The organism is Fulvivirga imtechensis AK7 (assembly GCF_000331535.1).
Classification (GTDB): domain Bacteria; phylum Bacteroidota; class Bacteroidia; order Cytophagales; family Cyclobacteriaceae; genus Fulvivirga; species Fulvivirga imtechensis.
In genome coordinates, this window is the sequence record NZ_AMZN01000064.1 from 60,715 (window position 1) to 78,445 (window position 17,731).

Sequence of the window (17,731 nt, forward strand, 5' to 3'; positions counted from 1 at the left end):
TGTTATGAATTTGCTGGACCGATTGTGGAGAAGTAACTTTTTAATAAAGGGAAGGAGCTGGGAGTACTGGCCTTTTGAACTTGTATATCTACCTATCTTTGGCTATTGGCTATGGCTCTCATTGAAGGCCCGGTCGTTGCTATTTTTTTCGGCCTCAAATCCCGGTATAGAAAACGGTGGTATGCTAGGCGAATCCAAATTCAAGATCCTTAGCAAAATCCCGGACAGCCTAATACCGAAAACTCTTTATTTTGATCCGTCAACAACGACTGATCAAATAAAGACAGAGATGGATCGCATACATTTAGCCTTCCCAATTATTTGTAAACCAGATATAGGTGAAAGGGGTTGGATGGTACAAAAAGTTGAAAATGAGAACCAACTCCACTCGTATATCCGGCAAACAAGTTGTGCTTTTCTGGTACAGGAGTATGTGGATTTGCCGATAGAAGCGGGTGTATTTTACTATAAAAGCCCCGGAGCAAAAAAGGGCACTGTCAGCTCCGTAGTACTGAAAGAAATGCTAACCGTGACAGGAGACGGTCACAGCACCTTACAAGAGCTGATAATCAGGAATGATAGGGCCAAGCTGCAATGGAACCCATTAAAAGAGAAGTTTAATGGCAAACTGACAACTATATTGAATGCCGGTGAGCAAATGGAGTTGGTGGGTATCGGCAATCACTGCAAAGGCACAAAGTTTCTTAACGGCAACTACCTTATCAATGAAAAACTGACGTCTACATTTGATGAGATCAGCAAAAACATCGAAGGCTTCTTTTTTGGCAGATATGACCTGCGCGTAAAAAGTATTGAAGATCTGTATGAAGGTCACATAAAAATTATGGAGCTTAACGGGGCCGGCGCGGAGCCCGCACATATCTATCACCCTGGTTCATCACTTCGAAAAGCGTATCACGTGCTCTTCCAGCATTGGAATATTCTGTATGAAATAAGCAGGGAAAATCACGCACTGGGTACCCCTTATTTATCATTAAGAGATGGCTGGACCATATACAGACAACTAAAGCAGTTGAAAAAATAATCCATTTGGCGCAACTATTCCTCATAGCGTTTCTTTTCAGCTTCCTCGGATCCATTCCTCCTGGCTCTATTAACCTAAGCGTCATCCGCCTGGCACTGGATAACAAGTATAATGCAGCTCTCCGTTTTGCAGTTGCTGCAGCTTTGGTAGAGCTACCCTATGCTTTTGTTGCCGTGCAGTTTGAGGGGCTATTGACTACTTCGCCTTTGATAGTTGAGCATTTTAAGTTATTAGCAGCACTGGTAATGATCGTGTTGGGCGTCACCAACCTTTCATTCAGTAAAACCCCTTCACAAAGAATGCAAAAAATGCGTGAAAGTGGCTTTAGAAGGGGATTGCTGATCAGTATACTCAACCCCCTGGCAATACCTTTCTGGCTGGGAGTTACCGCCTACCTTAATACACAAGGATGGATTCAATTGACATCAATCAATAACATTTTTGTTTACATTGTTGGGATTTCGTTCGGCACTTTCGTGTTGCTTGCATTATTAGCCATCCTAAGCAATAAGATAGGATATTTCTTTAAAGAAAATATAGTAGTACAAATTCTGCCAGGCATCATATTTATTGTATTAGGTGCAATTGCCCTTGTACGGTATCTGGACCTCCTTTAGATAAAGGGGAAACTGCACAAGATCACCATGGTACCAGGCTGTTTTAGAGTAGACAAAATTTCTTGTACTATGAGGTTTATTATAAAAGCCGATCTGTGCAGTTGGATTAATCACCTCACTAATCTAAGTCTCGGCTATGCTCGTCCTGAGGTTCCGCTTCCTCAGGCGCTACTCTACGTTCACATCTTATAATTTAACGTGAGTTCGATATAAAATGCTTAAAAATGGGCTGTCACTCACGTTAAGTTTAGATTCAACTCTCCAAAATCTTTGCGTAACACAATCACACCGTTTTTACGTTTATGCTACTTTAAATCAAGCATTGTTTCCGGCACCTTATCGGTTAACACTACCACCTTTCCGCTAGTCTGCTCTAAAAAAGGTTTTAGGATCAATTCCGCATTGTTCCGGGTTTGCTCCAAAATACCCGAACTAAGCGCTGATTCTTTAATATCCCGTTCTGCGTATCGATACGCTTTTTGAATAAAGGCCTTTTCATCTTTTAGCGGATTGGTCTGCAGTGAGTAGATCCTTGTATTTTCCATATCCAGTTTGTAGTAACAAATTTCGGCAGGGGGCAGTCTGACATACAACGTGTCATTCTTCATGGTAATATCATCTTCTTTGATTTTAGTTAAATCAATGCATCCTACCGCCTGCCCCTCACTGATCAATGCTATTCTTGAATCGGGCCCCAGCTTAAAAATTCGAAAGTACTCCTTACTCAACTCAGTAACCTCGGTAATTTCTTTGAAATTATACCTCACCAACTCCAGCTTCCCCAACGATTCTATTTTCTGAAGTACCGCACTGCGATTGATCACCGTTTCCGTTTGCTGCGCTGTTTTGAAGGTCAGGTATATCCAAAGCGCCAGCAGGATCACGATGAGCCAGGGCAATAGCTTTAATATAAGACGGATCGTTCTCATGTTCTGCTAAATTTAATAATTAATAAGCAGGATAATTGTTTTCATACGGCTAATCCTATTTTAACTTTCTATGATAAACGGGTATACGTCAATAAATGAGGAGATAAAAATTCAAGGTGAAAAGTTTAAAAAATGGTGACAAGCCTTATTATCTTTCGATAAAATTGACAACACCATGTGGAAGATCTGTATTGATACGGGAGGAACTTTTACTGACTGCCTGGCCACTTCGCCAAAAGGAGAAACAACGCGCCTAAAGATCTTGAGTAGCAGCAAATTACGAGGTATGGTGGATGAACAATTAAGTACAACAAAGCTGAAAGTATCCATCCACTGGCATTTTGCTACCGATATCTTCAAAGATTACAAAATAGAAATTCTGGGCACAAATGAACGATCGGCAGTAGAAAGCCTTGATTTCGAAACCCGTACAATGACTTTGACCCAACCCCTGTCAGAAAATATCACAGGAAAAGAATTCCAGATCACAACTGATGAAGAGGTACCCGTAATGGCGGCAAGGTTGCTGACAATGACTCCCCTGGGCATGCCATTTCCTCCTATTGACATGAGGCTTGGGTCGACAAAAGGCACTAATGCGCTACTCGAGCGAAAAGGTGCCGATGTAATATTTATTACTACAAAAGGCTTTAAAGATCTTCTAAAAATTGGCAATCAACAACGGCCTGATCTGTTTGCACTCAACATTCGGAAATCTCCGGTTTTATACAATCATGTAATTGAAGTTGACGAAAGGACAGATGCCCATGGGAATATTTTAAACGCACTAAGTACTGATGAAATAACCCGCATTGAAGCGCAAATTCGGCAGTTCCCAAATCACTCATCCATAGCCATTGCATTGCTCAACAGCTACCAGAATCCAACACATGAATTGATGATCCGGGATAAGCTATTAGCTTCCGGTTTTAACTTTATTAGCTGTTCGGCAGTGCTTAATCCGGAAATAAAGATCCTGCCCCGGGCGCAGACTACAATTGCGAATAGCTACTTGCTGCCAATTATCAGTCAATATATTCAGGGCATTCAATCGCATATTGATCAGTTGCGGATAATGACAAGTGCGGGTGCCGTGGTAGATTCAACGGCTTTCACCCCAAAAGATAGCCTTCTTAGTGGCCCGGCCGGAGGCATTGTAGGGGCCAAAAGTATATCTGAAAGATCAGGATATAATCAAATACTTACTTTCGACATGGGTGGTACCAGCACCGATGTGGCTATCTATAACAACGGTTATGACTATCGCTATGAAACGGTGGTTGGCGATGCACATATTCTAAGCCCGTGCCTGGCCATAGAAACTATTGCTGCCGGAGGAGGCTCCATATGCAAGTACCACAACGGGCTGCTCACTGTTGGTCCGGAAAGTGCGGGCGCTCATCCGGGCCCCGCCTGCTACGGTGCGGAGGGGCCGCTCACCATCACGGATGTCAACTTACTCTGCGGAAGACTTGTGGAGGAGCATTTTAGCATTCCAATAGCTCAAAGTAAAGCAAGGGAAATGCTTCGAGATACCCTGGCAGCCATGAAGCTTGAGGAGAATACCACTAATGAGAGTATGCTGCTCAATTCCTTCCTGACCATTGCTAATGAAAAAATGGCGGAGGCAATAAAAAAAGTATCCGTCCGTAGAGGGTACTCTCCTGAAGACTATCAGTTGATTACTTTTGGTGGTGCCGGAGGACAACATGCTTGTGCTATTGCTGGCTTGCTGAATATTCAAACTGTACTGATTCCCTACGATGCCGGCCTCCTGAGCGCTTATGGCATCAGCCAGGCAGACATTGAGACTTTCTCTGAAAAGCAGTTGCTTCAAAAGCTCGATAGTGCACTGATCGATATAAAGAAACATTGGCTAAACCTCCAGAATGATGCATATAATGCGCTCATCGGACAGGGGTTCTCCGTTGATTCCATCAGCCTTAAAAAGAAACTCGCCTATCTAAGATATCGAGGCCAGGAAAGCACCATAGAAATAGAGGTAAAAGATGATACTGATTATTACACGGCTTTCAAACAAGCCTATAGCAATATCTACGGACATTGGCTGGATGACCAGGAAATAGAAGTAGAGTCCGTTAAACTGATTGCTGCTGTCGTAGCTGGGGAAAGTAAAAAGCAGGCAAAGGTGGCTGCCTCATACGAGCCTTCACCAACCAATCATCAGCAATGCCTTACCAGTACAGGGTGGCAAGAGGCTAAAGTTTTTATTTGGGAAAAGTTAAAACCCGGAGCAAAAATTGTTGGTCCGGCTATTGTGGTAAGCCAAAACTGTACTGTGTTTGTTGAAAATGGCTGGGAGTTCAATCTTGATCCGCACAACACCGCCATTTTACATAAAATAAAAAAGAAAATAGCAGAACCCGGCAATAGTAGCTCAGAAGCCGCTAATATTGAACTATTTAAGAATAGGTTTATCGGGGTAGTAGAAGAGATGGGCGCTTTGTTGGAACGTACCTCGTTTTCCGTAAACGTAAAAGAGAGGTTGGACTTTTCTTGTGCATTACTTGACGCCAAGGGAGAGCTTATCGTCAATGCTCCGCACATACCTGTTCACCTGGGCAGCCTGGGTATCTGTGTCAGAAAGGTAGTGAAACAACTCCCCATCAAAGAAGGAGACATTGTGATCACCAATCATCCTGCCTATGGCGGCTCGCACCTCCCGGATATTACACTTATCAGTGCCGTTTATCACGAGGGGGAGCTGATTGGCTATGTAGCTAACCGGGCACATCATGCCGAAATTGGCGGTATTACTCCAGGCTCAATGCCAACACACGCCACTACACTGCAAGAAGAGGGGGTGATCATTTCACCACAATACCTGGCCTCTCAAGGTGCATTTCAATGGGATAAGATCAAAGCGCTTCTTAGTCAATCGGAGTGGCCTTCCCGGTCAGTTGATGAAAATCTGGCTGATCTGAAGGGTGGTGTGGCAGCCTTGCAGGCGGGAATTTTCGGTTTACAAAAATTATGCACCCTCTACAGTCGTGAAAATGTGCTCCACTACATGAGTGCGCTGAAGGACTATGTGAGCAACAAACTGTGGATGCATCTTTCGAGTTTGGAAAAAAAGGCTTATGAAGCCACAGAGTATCTTGACGATGGATATAAACTTCAAGTAAGTATCTCGATAAAAGAACCCCATGCAACCTTTGACTTCTCAGGTACCGATCAGGTGCATCCGCGAAACCTGAATGCCACAGATGCTATCGTGAACAGCGTGGTGCTGTATGTGCTTCGGCTGCTTATCTCTGATGATCTTCCCCTGAATGAGGGGCTGATGCAACGGATAAAGGTCATTCTCCCACACTGCCTGCTTCATCCTGATTTTGAGAACCTCGATCCACAGCCGGCCGTTGTGGGTGGCAATACAGAGGTTAGCCAGAGACTTACCGATACTTTGATAAAAGCATTCGGACTAGCCGCCTGCAGCCAGGGAACAATGAATAATTTGTTGTTTGGCAACAACAAATTTGGTTATTACGAGACTATCTGTGGCGGCACAGGAGCAGGAAATGGCTTCAACGGACACGATGCCGTGCATCAGCATATGACAAATACCCGAATAACGGACCCTGAAATTATGGAGTGGCGTTACCCTGTAAGGCTCAAAAGATTTGAGATCAGGAAAGGGTCTGGCGGAGAAGGCAAATGGAAAGGCGGCAATGGCGTGATCAGGGAAATTGAGTTTCTTGAACCATTAGAACTCACCATTTTATCACAGCATCGAAACAAAACTCCATACGGATTAAAGGGAGGTATGCCTGGTCAAATTGGCCAGCAGCATCTAATAAAAGCCTCTGGTGAAGGCCTGTGGCTGAAAGGCATTGATACCTGCGATGTACAATCAGGCGATCGTCTGGTCATGTATACTCCCGGAGGCGGAGGCTATGGACAAGGGTAATTTGCGAATTATCAGCCGATTTTCTCATAAAGCTCTTTACCCCCTCCACACAGGGAGCACCGATAGTCTTCGGGAAGCGCCGCAAAGGAAGTTCCGGCTGCTACTCCGGCCTGAGTGTCACCGTACTTTTCATCATATACAGTCAGGCAATTTTTACATTGGTACGCGCTGCCTTGTATCTGCTTTTCCCTTTCAGCCGGTGTTGCTGTTATAGAAACATCCTCCTCAAGATGCTCATAATAAAGGTGGCTCAATTCGATGAGTAATGGTGCTATCACATCTTTTACCACGCCTTGAGCATAACAACTATACTCCATCGAGTTAGGATCAAAATCACGGGAATATAAGATATTGTAAGTATCTGGTTTTAAATGATTTTTCTCTATCACAATAGAGGTAAATAGCGTAATATCATCAGTGGTTTTTATGGTGAATGTAAGTCCATAAGTGCTTATGTCCTGCTGATCGAGTGTCCGCACCAGGTGGTTCTTCAGCTCTAACGCTTCCTGGTCCAATGCCGGCAAGTGCCAGTTCAGTTCAAGGGCAGAGTGCCGGAGGTTCATACCGAATTTACCCATTAATTTTTCCCAACCCACGCGGTGTTTTTCGAAAATACCTTTGATAACAAAAGATTTCCAGGGAGTAAGACTGAGCTTGCCCACACCGGTATTCAGACAGCGCTCACAGATAGCCTTTAAGATATCTATATTGAACTGGTTATTTCTCCAATATAATCCCAACCAGTATTTATCATCTGTCATTCTATTGATGCCTTCGTAATAGGGGAAATTTGTGTCAGGATAAACCAGTTGTTCTTTAACAGGCTGGGTGTTCAGATCCAAACCAGAAGTTAATTTTTCCTGTACCTGCTGCCAGGTTAATTTATTTTTAACAATTTCCATTTCCTCCACGGCCTGTGAGGCCTTGGCTATATCCTCGCTATAAATTAGGAATGGAAACTGCCAGGGTTTGGCCTGATTTTCACTGAACCGTAAATACAAATACCAAAAATTTTCCTGATTTGACGCCAGAAAATTGATATTACCGGTAAACAAAGGCACCAGGCTCTGTGATGGGTCCACAATATTTATCCTCAGGCTGGGCAAATAATCGAAGCTATCCAGCACGTAGTGGTAAATATGCGAGGCCAACCATTTTTTGCTGGGCAGCAGGTCGAGAGCTGCATAGGAGCTGGCAATATTTTGATACTCAAATGTATTGATTTCGTACGAGGTATTTATGGCTTCGAAAGCGGCATTCAATAGGTGCTGATCAGACTCCTTTACCGAAAAAAGAATGTCTTGCCTGGAGCCAAAATGGATGCACGATGCTCCTAATCTTTCTGCTAATTCTATCGTCTTCAGGAGATCACCCGGAGAAATAATGCCTCCCTTCACAAAAACACGTACCAATTCTTTTATTTTCACCATGGACTAAATTACGAATTACGAATTACCATTTACGAATTATGATTTTCAGCTTTTAAATTTCCGATTTCCGACTTCAATAATATTCGTTGAACTTCAGGTTTGCAACTACCACACCCCAAGCCTGCTCCTGTTTTTTCGCAAAGTGCATTTAACGAATGACAACCACTGTGAATGGCCTCCTCCAGATTGCCTTGCCCCACATTATTGCAGGAGCAAACGAGCTTTCCTGATACAGGAACAACCTTTTTGTTGGATCTTAATAACTGCATGCGTTTTTCGGAAAGCTCCGTACCATTTTCGATCAATTCTTTAAACTCCGCAAACTCTAGTTTATCTCCCATAAGGATGGTGCCCATCAGCTTATCTCCTTTCACTATGCATTTCTTATAATAAAGCTGTGACCGGTCCAGAAAGATAATTTCATCATAGCCCTTGGAATTGGCCGGTATCTCCGGAAGCCCGACAGAGCACAGGTCCAGGTGCGAAAACTTAAGAATATTCATTGACACCGACCCTTGATAAGAAGCAGTAAGGTCACCAACAAGGTAACGGGCACAAATGTCTGCTTGCTGCTCTGCAGCCGCTGTTATGCCATTGAGTTTCTGATCATGTTCAGCAATTTCGCCAAGGGCATATATGCTGCTGTCACTTGTTTGAAGATAGTGATTGACCACCACACCGCGTCCACAATCCAAACCTGCCTCTTTCCCGAGTTCAATATTGGGCTTAGTCCCGATTGCATAGACCACTGCATCGCAATTCAGCGACTTCCCACTCTGAAGATTGATATACAGACCATCTCCGTTCTTCAATAACTCAATATGGTTGACCTGATCGTTGGTAAACACATTGATACCAATATCCTCAACATACTGTCTGAGCAACGAGCTGGCAGTAGTATCTAGCTGCCTCTCCATCAAGCGTGACCCCAGTTGCACCAACGTGATCTCTATCTTCATCTCGCGTAATGCAGCAGCTATTTCAAGACCCAACAACCCGCCTCCGATAACCAACACATGGCCATCCTTTTTCAGATAATTCTTTAGATCATCTGCATTCTGACGGTCGCGCATGGTGAACACTCCGGGAAGATACATGGGAGCATCCGGGGGTACAAACGCACGGCTGCCCGTAGCGAGTATCAAAATGTCATAATCATGCAATACCCGCTGCTGGTCTGTTACGGTCTTATTTTCCCTGTTAATGCTGGTAATGGCATTGGATAAATGAAGATGAATATTAAGTTTCCTCAATTCATCGTATTCACATTTAAGCAAATCTTCCCAATCCTTTGTTTCATTAACATATTCCGGCAGAAGCACACGGTTATAAAACGGCCATGGCTCCCGGGAGAATACATGAATTTCATCTTCGCTATTAAATTGCCTGTAGGTATTAATGAATCTGTATGCAGCCGCACCGGCACCTACAATGATGATCTTCTGCTTTGGATTCAAATATTTTTTAACCTCTACAGCAGAAAATTTAAATCCCGGCTGTTTTGAAGTGGGATCTATACTATCATCGGTGACATTATTCGCACGTCCAAAATCCTGGCCGAGGTGCTTGCCCCAGTGCATGGGCAAAAATACTACGCCCTGTTTTATGTTTGAGGTAATAACAGCGTTTACCCTCACCTCTCCACGCTGGCTGCTCACCACTACAGGATCCCCTTCTTTAATACCCCTTGACGTGGCATCGCTTGGATGTATCTCTAAGAACGGGTGGGGCAAGTGTTTATTCAGCCTGTTTACCTTTCCGGTACGCGTCATAGTATGCCATTGGTCGCGTATTCTTCCCGTTGTCAGGATCAATGGGTGGTCAGGTGTTACCTGTTCCGTTGGTAGCTCTTCGCCATTGGTTTTGATTTGCGCCCTCTGATTGGGGGTATAAAATTTCTTATCCGTAAAAAGTCGGGTAGTGCCCTGATGCCCTAAGCTTGGCACCGGCCATTGAACCGTTCCCAATTGTTTTAATCTGGAGTAATCAAGGCCGGAAATGTCAATATTGGTTCCCTTTGTCAACCTGCAATGCTCGGCATACACTTCCCCCAGGCTATCAAAATCAAACCCATGAAACCCCATGGCTCGGGCAAAGCGTAAGATGATCTCCGAATCGGGAAGCGCTTCTCCGGGAGGATCTATCACTTTGGAAAGATAGCTGATACGCCTTTCAGAGTTGGTCATGGTGCCTTCTTTTTCGAGCCATGAGGCTGCCGGCAATACCAGGTCGGCATATTTGAGCGTATCGCTGCGTTGGGAAATATCCTGCACCACGACAAACTTAGCTGCTGACAGCGCTTCATCTACCAAGCGTGCGTTGGGCATACTTACTGACGGATTGGTGCAGATGATCCAGACCGCCTTCATGCGTCCATCACGAAGGGCTTCGAACATTTGGGTAGCTGTTAAACCCGGTTTAGCATCGATTTCTTTTACACCCCAAAATTTAGCTACACTCTCACGATGCTCTGGATTAGCGAGGTCCTTATGGGCTGCCAAAAGATTGGCCATACCGCCTACCTCGCGCCCTCCCATGGCATTAGGCTGTCCCGTCAGCGAAAATGGTCCGGATCCGGGTTTTCCAATCTGGCCAGTGATCAGGTGAAGATTGAGCAGGGCCAGGTTCTTGTTCACTCCTGCAGTACTTTGGTTTAAACCCATGGCCCACATGCTGATAAACCCTTTGCTACTGCCGATATATCTTGCAGCCAACTCAAGATCGTTTACAGAGACCTTACAGATAGAAGCCGCCTGTTTTAGCGTAATTTTCAAAACCGCCTTCCTATAATGATCATAACCGTCAGTATGGTTCAGTATGAACTGCTCATCGGTATAGCCATTTTCAATAAGCCAACGGCCTATGGCATGAAACAACACCGTATCTGTTCCGGGTAGGATCTGAAGATGCACATCCGCCAAATGGCAGGTATCAGTTACCCGCGGGTCAACTACTATTATTTTGGTATCAGGATTTTTAGCTTTGTGTGCCTCCAGCCTTCGGAACAATATGGGATGACACCAGGCAGGATTGGCTCCTGCTATAAAAAAACAATCTGCCTGCTCGATGTCTTCATAAGCGATGGGTACGGAATCTTCGCCTAAAGCCTGTTTGTAACCCGCTACTGCTGAGCTCATACAAAGGCGTGAGTTGGTGTCTATATTATTCGTGCCGAGAAATCCCTTCACCAGTTTATTAACCAGGTAGTATTCTTCTGTAAGGCATTGTCCCGAAATATAAAACCCGACCGAATCAGGGCCGTGTTGCTCAATGAGTGTTTTGAAAACAGCGGCAGCCCGTTGGATGGCAGCGTCCCAGTTTACTCTTTCCATAGGATGAGCCTTGCTCCATCGCATTTGTGGAAACAATAGCCTGTCTGTGCGGTCCATTACCGTATAGTGCAGGTTCATGCCCTTTGAGCACAACATACCCTTATTCACCGGATGATCAGGGTCTCCATTTAATGCTAGCCGGTCCTTTCCTGTGACAGTTACTTCAATCCCGCATCCTACTCCACAATATGAGCAAGTAGTTTTAAATTTTTCATGTGCATCAGGCATACAATTTTCATTTATAGGAGTACTTCTTTTTCCGGCTCCATTACCTGGAACCAACCAGGTCATCCGATATGCATACCTCTCGCATACCACCGGATGACCTCGAATCTCTTCACCGGACCTGCTTAAGCCATAGCAGCTACCGGCTCTTGCTTCACATGCGATTCTTCCATTTCCAACTTTACTTCTGTTTCAGTTTGCACAGAGAACCTTACCAAAAATGAAATGAAGGAAACAGCGCTTACGATGACCCCCAGTACCAAAAATGAATCTGTCCATTCCAGGCCCGTCATTTCCTTTTTAAACAGAAACATACCTGCTACCGCACCGGCATTGCCACCTGCTCCAACTATACCGGACACTGCGCCCAGCGCTTTTTTGTTGATGAATGGCACTACACTGTAAGTTGCTCCCTCACTCATTTGTACAAAGAGGCTGAAAACCAACAGTGAACCAATGATCGTGGGTATGGCTCCCATTCTTGAGAATATGATCAAAGCGATGCCTTCCATGAAGAGGGCAACAAATAACCAGCGTACGCGGCCGCTGAGACCGGACATTTTTCCAAATCTATCCCCCAAAATTCCACCCAACGAACGGGCGAAAAGATTCATAAGCCCAAATAAACCTGCTATGATTCCCGCTGTGGTCAGGTTCATACCGAAGTAATCGGAAAAATACAATGCAGCTTTGGAGTTGACGATCAGTTCCACTCCAAAGCAAGCGCCATAGATCACAAACAGCACCCATACGCGATAGTCTTTGCAGGCTTCCAGAAAGGCTGCTCCTGAAGTGTCTTTGCGCGAGCGGGATCCGTTTTTCTTCAAATCAGAATAGTTGCCTTCAGGAGTGTCACTGGTGAATTTCAAGTATACAACACCCATTATAAGCAGCAACAGACCCGGCGCTACCATGGCATATCTCCAGGCCAGTGACTCAGCACCAAATATGGCCAGGGCTGCAGCGAACACCAATGGCATTACCTGCTGCGTAACACCCCCGCCAAGATTGCCCCAACCGGCAGTGGTAGCATTGGCAGTACCAACTACATTGGGAGCAAACATCACCGATGTATGAAACTGCGTGATAACAAAAGAGGCTCCTATAGCTCCGATAAGCATCCGGAACATAAGGAACTGCTCGTAATTTTGAGACAGCCCAATAAGCATCACCGGTATGGAACCGAGGATCAGCAGCCATGAATATGCTATTCGCGGCCCTATTTTATCACATAACCAGCCGATGATCAGCCGCATGAATACCGTTGACGCCACAGCCACCATGTTGGCGGTCACTATCTGGTCAGTGGTAATACCCAAATCTTCACGTACGATCTTTAGCATAGGTGCAATACCAAACCAGCCAAAAAAGCAAAGAAAAAATGCCATCCAGGTGAGGTGGAACGTCCGCATGTGAGGAGCTCCAAAGCTCCATAGCTTGATGTTCGTGGCTTTACCGTTTTTATTGATTTTGATCTTTTTCATAATTGTGCGGTTTTGTGGTTACGTTATTTTTCAAATATTTTGGGCTTGATGGTAAGCATTGCCCATGCCCAGTTCTGCACTTCACTTTTCTCTCCACCTTTGATCTGCTCCATAGATGATGAGGCAAATAGTTGAGAATAGCCAAGGTTAAGGGATACATCCGGAGCTATAGTGACGGCATAAACCAGGTCGATCTCCGTTCCGAGATTTTTCGACATTTTCTCTGCTTGTTCGGTAACAATGCGGGCACCAGAGAAAAATTCATGAAGATGAATGTTCAATGCAGATTTTTCACCCAACTTAAACTTGGATCTGACATACAGGTCGGTGAGCCCGACATTTCCATGAGGGTTGCCCACATAGAAATAATCCATGAAACCATAAAATTTATGATGGGTGCCATAGAGTGGGTCAAAGGAAGTATTTTTTGTTGATGAAGCTTCGGTGCCACTCAGATGATCCGCACCAAGTATTACAGGTATCCCGCCGGCCTTAAAGCCTATATTCAGCGACAGCAGGTATGCACTCAAATCGGCTCCCTGCCCGTCTTTACCAAGCTGGTACCAAGCCTCTGCAGTGCATGTAATACCTTTTACTTTTGTTTCAGCATTTCCGCCAAGGGTTTGTGAGAAGTGTACAGACGAGTCGGCAGCCTGTAAGCCGTTGTTAAGGAACATCAATGACCAGGCGACTTTTTCTCCACTGCGATTCAACCATGTATACTGCATGGTCTTATAATTACTCACCCCACTGTAGAAGGTATCTGACAGTCTGGCCGGTTCGGGTTTGGACAATACATCCTCCTGGTTATAGGCAGCCCCCAGGTGCCATTTGAACTTACCTGCCTCATAAGTTATCTTTAATGCGTCATGAGTGCGGCTTTGCTGTGCCCATGAAAGATCACCCAGAATACGAGCGTTATCATAGTCCAATTCCTGACGGCCCACCCTAAGCTTAAATTTTTCATTAAAGTGGTATTGCCCCCAGGCCTCATGGACACCAAAGAATGCGTTATCCGATTTAAATATCTGATTGTTCTCGCCCCAAAGTCGCACATCCTGAACGGAAATGCGCATGGTAATTCGTTCTCTGGTGAAATCAACATACAAGCGCGAACGCTGCTCTATAAAAAAAGCCGGGTGAGAGTCAGAGGCGTGTAGTCGCTTGAAACCATTACGAAATTCGGCCCTGGGCCTGATCTCTCCTGTTATTACCAATTGCGCACGGGCTCCCAGGCTTAGAAAAAAGACCGCTGTTAAAACAAGATAAAGCTTTTTCATATCCATATAGTTAGTATTAGTATTGAAATAGCTGGAAGACCCGAAGCAGAGACTGTCGACTTTTCACCCTCGACCTTCCCAATCACATTTGAATTTGGATAGCGTGCTTCATGGCCATTCATACAACAATTACGTAGGCGATAAATTATTTACGTAAATATACGTAATATTTCTACGTAAAAACAAAACAAATTACGTATTAATACTCATTATTAATTTTGTTTTTACGTAAACCGTGAAATGATTGAAAAATTGAAAAATTGATGGCTTCTTCAGGCAAAGAAATTAAGAAATAAACGTGAGCCGATATAAAATGCTTAAAAATAGGCGGTCATCCTGAGGCACTTAACAACTTCAGTTTGATTTTGCAGGTAATGGCATGCTATTATTAACCACAGAGGTAACTGAAGAGAAACAGAAATCATAAACCACAGTTTCATCCTGGAATTTTCGTAGAGCAACGGAGAAATATTCAGGATCCGCCTGGTCCGGTGGCAGAGACTGAAGTTCAGTCACAGCCAGTAGCGAAGAGATCCCGGATCTTCACTGCGTTACGTCCGGGATGATGGTAGTGGGAGAATTGATAATTCATTGACTATCAGACCGCGATCTGCTGCCATCCTTGGTAAACTAAGCTTCGATCTCTCTTTTTAGATCATTTTCACCGTCTACCTTACGGAGAAGCTCTGCTATATTATTGACATCAAGCTTCTTCATGATGTTGAACCGATGGGTTTCAATGGTTCGCACACTTTTATCTAACTGGTCGGCAATAGCCTTGTTGGAGTGCCCGGTGTAGATCAATCTGAGGATTTGGCGCTCACGTTTGGTTAACTGATAATCGCTGACGTACTTATCTGCTCCTTTTGCTGCGGACGATCCACTTTTGGCAGATAGATAACGATTGACCAATATATCCGAGATATCGCCACTAAAATATTTATGTCCTTCTTGTGCAGCATGTATGGCTTTGACAAATTCCGGTTTGCTGGTATCTTTTAGCAAGTACCCATCCGCTCCACAATCAATGGATTTTATAATGTATTCTTCATCATCATGCATGGATAACACCAGCACCTTTACCTCGGGAAACTCCTGCTTAATACGAGCTGTTGTATCTATGCCGTTCAAAACGGGCATTCGGATATCAACAATAAGCATATCAGGATGATATTTGCGAACCATCTCAATGGCTTCGGCTCCATCGGAAGCTTCGGCTACCACATCTATATCTCCCTCACTTTCCAGCAACAGTCTGATCCCTTTCCTCACTATTTCGTGATCGTCTGCAAGTATGATCTTAATTGTATCGGTCATTTTATCCATCCAATGGCAATTTAATGATTATCCTCGTTCCTTTTCCCTGCTCCGAAAATAATTCAAATTTCGCATTTATAAATGCTGCACGCTCTTTCATATTGAAAATCCCGTGTCCTGAGCTTTCAAAATGTCCTGAATTGATCAGTTTTTCATAATCAAAGCCTTTTCCGTCATCTTCAATAGTGGTTATCAGTACCCTTGGATCATGCTCGAATGTCACTTGTATATTTTTTGCCAGGGCATATTTGATGGCATTATTAACTGCCTCCTGAATGATCCTGTAGAGGTTATTTTCAATATGTTGTTCAAGGCGGTTGACAAAGTGTGTCTTATTCTCAAATGATACATTCGAGGCAGACAACCGGTCTACCTCCTGGCAGAATTTTTTAACAGCGGCCACAATACCAAAGTCGCTCAAACTGCTGGGCGTGAGATTAAAAGATATCCTTCTCACTTCTTTTAAAATACTTTTCATAAGCGCTTTGGTATCTTCCAGGCGCTTGACGGTATGTTTTGAACTTGATGGCGTTATCGATTCAAGGCTTAGCTTGAGCGCAGTGAGCATCTGGCCAATACCATCATGGATCTCTCTTCCTAAACGCTGCCGTTCTTCCTCCTGCCCTTCCAGGATCAGGACCGACCTGTATTGTTGTTCGCGTACCCGCGCCTCTACTTTCTCGCGGTTGATCTCCCTGGACCGGATTTTGGCTTCTTTTACCTCGGTGATATTACGAGCTATGATCTTATGATCCAACCTGTCCTGGTAGCGTACGGGGATTATATGCACTTCCAACCAACAAAAATCGCCAGAGTCGTTAATTAACTTCAATTCTCCATTCCAGGTATTTTCTTCGTTGGTCATCCGTAGCAGATCGGCTACAAACCCCTCACTATAGCCATTGCTAAGCAACAAATCACTTACATTATTAGGAATTTGGTCCGTATCGTATTCCAGCAATCTCTGAAAATAAGCGCTAAAAAATGTGAAGTTGCCTCGCTTATCCATCGTAGCGTAAAGCATAGGTATATCCGGCTTCAAGCTTACTGCTTCCAGTTCCTGATAAGACTTTACCAGTTCCTCATAAAGCCGGCTCATCTCACTGGCCATCTTGATTGATCTCTTTTCCGAAGCAACCAATTCTGCTACCGTTTTACGCACATCCCTGGCCAAAGGCCGGAATATGAAGAGCAGTTCTACTACGATAATTGCCAGTGATATAATGAGTAAGATAATCTCGGTTCTTCGCAGACGCGCTACCCTACCTTGTGCTTCCCTGTCGTACTGAAACACAATCTTATCCATACCTTCCAGAAAAGGCCCCTCATGGATAAGAATGTTATTAATGTGACTTTGCAAGCCAATTTTTGCTGTATCACCCTGGTCGATGCGGTCAATTATCGCCCGGGCGCTGTTAACCATATCTCTATAGTGAGGCTCAATTTCAGCAAACATGGCTATGACTTCAGGCGAATTATCGCCCGAAAGTCCCGGACCTTCATCACCTTCTATGAGTCCTGAATGAGAATTCACCCATAGTTCCAAGGTATTATCCAGACTACCCGCCAGCCTTTTAAGGTTATCACTTTGCTTTTCCTGCTGCACCTGCAAAGCAATTTTGCTTATCTTTTGACTAAGCATTCGCTGCCTGCCGGCTACGTTCACAATTCTGGAATCATCCTGCTGGTTTCTAATGTAGCTTTGGATCAGTAACTGACTGACAATAATACTTAACGCTATGCAGGATAGCGCAAGAATGTAGAACCATCCCAGTTTATCAAATTTGTTTTGTCTGACCATCGATAGAATTGTCTGCCTGATATCCTTAAATCAGTACGAAGGAAATTTACGTAAAATTTTACGAAATTGTACTTAATGTACGTAGGTTATGACTCATGCCATCACTAGTGACTGGAAAATAGCAATGGACACGAGCAAAACCAGAGCAGTCCAACAATGCTTATTAAGTTAAGAAAAATCTCTTCTAAGAAGCACGGTCATCTCGTCTGTCCCGAGTTTGCCCGGAGCTTGCCTCAGGGACCCCAAGGGAGAGATCCATGTACCTTTGGAGCAGTTACTTGTGCATAGATCCCTCCAAAGTACCAATGACAAGTTTTTACTAGATTCTGATAATCAATGAATT

At 44.3% G+C, this 17,731-nt stretch carries 10 protein-coding genes; 3 read left to right on the forward strand and 7 right to left on the reverse strand.

Annotation, left to right across the window (positions count from 1 at the left end; all coding sequences use genetic code 11):
• Window positions 1-4 precede the first annotated feature (4 nt).
• Both C900_RS18510 and C900_RS18515 read left to right on the forward strand, forming a co-directional pair.
• Window positions 5-1,045, forward strand: coding sequence for an ATP-grasp domain-containing protein (locus C900_RS18510; protein ID WP_085950836.1), 1,041 nt, complete (start codon window positions 5-7; stop codon window positions 1,043-1,045).
• Between the two features lie 5 nt (window positions 1,046-1,050).
• Entirely contained in the window at window positions 1,051-1,662 is a 612-nt protein-coding gene (locus C900_RS18515) for a LysE family transporter (protein WP_009581681.1), read from the forward strand.
• 305 nt (window positions 1,663-1,967) lie between these two features.
• On the opposite strand, the gene C900_RS18520 is transcribed toward C900_RS18515, so the two are convergent.
• Window positions 1,968-2,591, reverse strand: a complete 624-nt coding sequence (locus tag C900_RS18520) for a DUF4230 domain-containing protein (RefSeq protein WP_009581682.1) — start codon at window positions 2,589-2,591, stop codon at window positions 1,968-1,970.
• A 175-nt stretch (window positions 2,592-2,766) separates the two neighbouring features.
• On the opposite strand from C900_RS18520, the gene C900_RS18525 reads away from it, so the two are divergent.
• Window positions 2,767-6,519 (forward strand): hydantoinase B/oxoprolinase family protein, encoded by a 3,753-nt coding sequence (locus C900_RS18525; protein WP_009581683.1) that lies wholly within the window; start codon window positions 2,767-2,769, stop codon window positions 6,517-6,519.
• An 11-nt stretch (window positions 6,520-6,530) separates the two neighbouring features.
• Here C900_RS18525 and C900_RS18530 read toward each other — a convergent pair whose 3' ends face one another.
• The 6 genes from C900_RS18530 to C900_RS18555 form a co-directional block, all read right to left on the reverse strand.
• Window positions 6,531-7,949: a rubredoxin domain-containing protein gene (locus C900_RS18530; protein ID WP_009581684.1), complete on the reverse strand. Its 1,419-nt coding sequence runs from the start codon at window positions 7,947-7,949 to the stop codon at window positions 6,531-6,533.
• Window positions 7,950-7,978: 29 nt separating this feature from the next.
• The gene (locus C900_RS18535) at window positions 7,979-11,509 is read right to left on the reverse strand and encodes a nitrate reductase (protein ID WP_009581685.1); all 3,531 of its coding nucleotides are present in this window, start codon (window positions 11,507-11,509) and stop codon (window positions 7,979-7,981) included.
• A gap of 122 nt (window positions 11,510-11,631) precedes the next feature.
• Window positions 11,632-12,990, reverse strand: coding sequence for a NarK family nitrate/nitrite MFS transporter (locus C900_RS18540; RefSeq protein WP_009581686.1), 1,359 nt, complete (start codon window positions 12,988-12,990; stop codon window positions 11,632-11,634).
• Between the two features lie 23 nt (window positions 12,991-13,013).
• Entirely contained in the window at window positions 13,014-14,270 is a 1,257-nt protein-coding gene (locus tag C900_RS18545; protein ID WP_040497085.1) for an alginate export family protein, read from the reverse strand.
• A 630-nt stretch (window positions 14,271-14,900) separates the two neighbouring features.
• The gene (locus C900_RS18550; protein ID WP_009581689.1) at window positions 14,901-15,596 is read right to left on the reverse strand and encodes a response regulator; all 696 of its coding nucleotides are present in this window, start codon (window positions 15,594-15,596) and stop codon (window positions 14,901-14,903) included.
• Window positions 15,589-17,388, reverse strand: coding sequence for a sensor histidine kinase (locus tag C900_RS18555; RefSeq protein WP_009581690.1), 1,800 nt, complete (start codon window positions 17,386-17,388; stop codon window positions 15,589-15,591). The genes C900_RS18550 and C900_RS18555 overlap by 8 nt, the downstream gene beginning before the upstream one ends.
• Window positions 17,389-17,731 lie beyond the last annotated feature (343 nt).

Coding starts and splice junctions, on each gene's coding strand:
- C900_RS18530 (WP_009581684.1), bottom strand. CDS start 7,949: ATGGTGAAAATAAAAGAATTGGTACGTGTTTTTGTGAAGGGAGGCATT.
- C900_RS18550 (WP_009581689.1), bottom strand. CDS start 15,596: ATGGATAAAATGACCGATACAATTAAGATCATACTTGCAGACGATCAC.
- C900_RS18510 (WP_085950836.1), top strand. CDS start 5: ATGAATTTGCTGGACCGATTGTGGAGAAGTAACTTTTTAATAAAGGGA.
- C900_RS18545 (WP_040497085.1), bottom strand. CDS start 14,270: ATGAAAAAGCTTTATCTTGTTTTAACAGCGGTCTTTTTTCTAAGCCTG.
- C900_RS18535 (WP_009581685.1), bottom strand. CDS start 11,509: ATGCCTGATGCACATGAAAAATTTAAAACTACTTGCTCATATTGTGGA.
- C900_RS18525 (WP_009581683.1), top strand. CDS start 2,767: ATGTGGAAGATCTGTATTGATACGGGAGGAACTTTTACTGACTGCCTG.
- C900_RS18555 (WP_009581690.1), bottom strand. CDS start 17,388: ATGGTCAGACAAAACAAATTTGATAAACTGGGATGGTTCTACATTCTT.
- C900_RS18520 (WP_009581682.1), bottom strand. CDS start 2,591: ATGAGAACGATCCGTCTTATATTAAAGCTATTGCCCTGGCTCATCGTG.
- C900_RS18540 (WP_009581686.1), bottom strand. CDS start 12,990: ATGAAAAAGATCAAAATCAATAAAAACGGTAAAGCCACGAACATCAAG.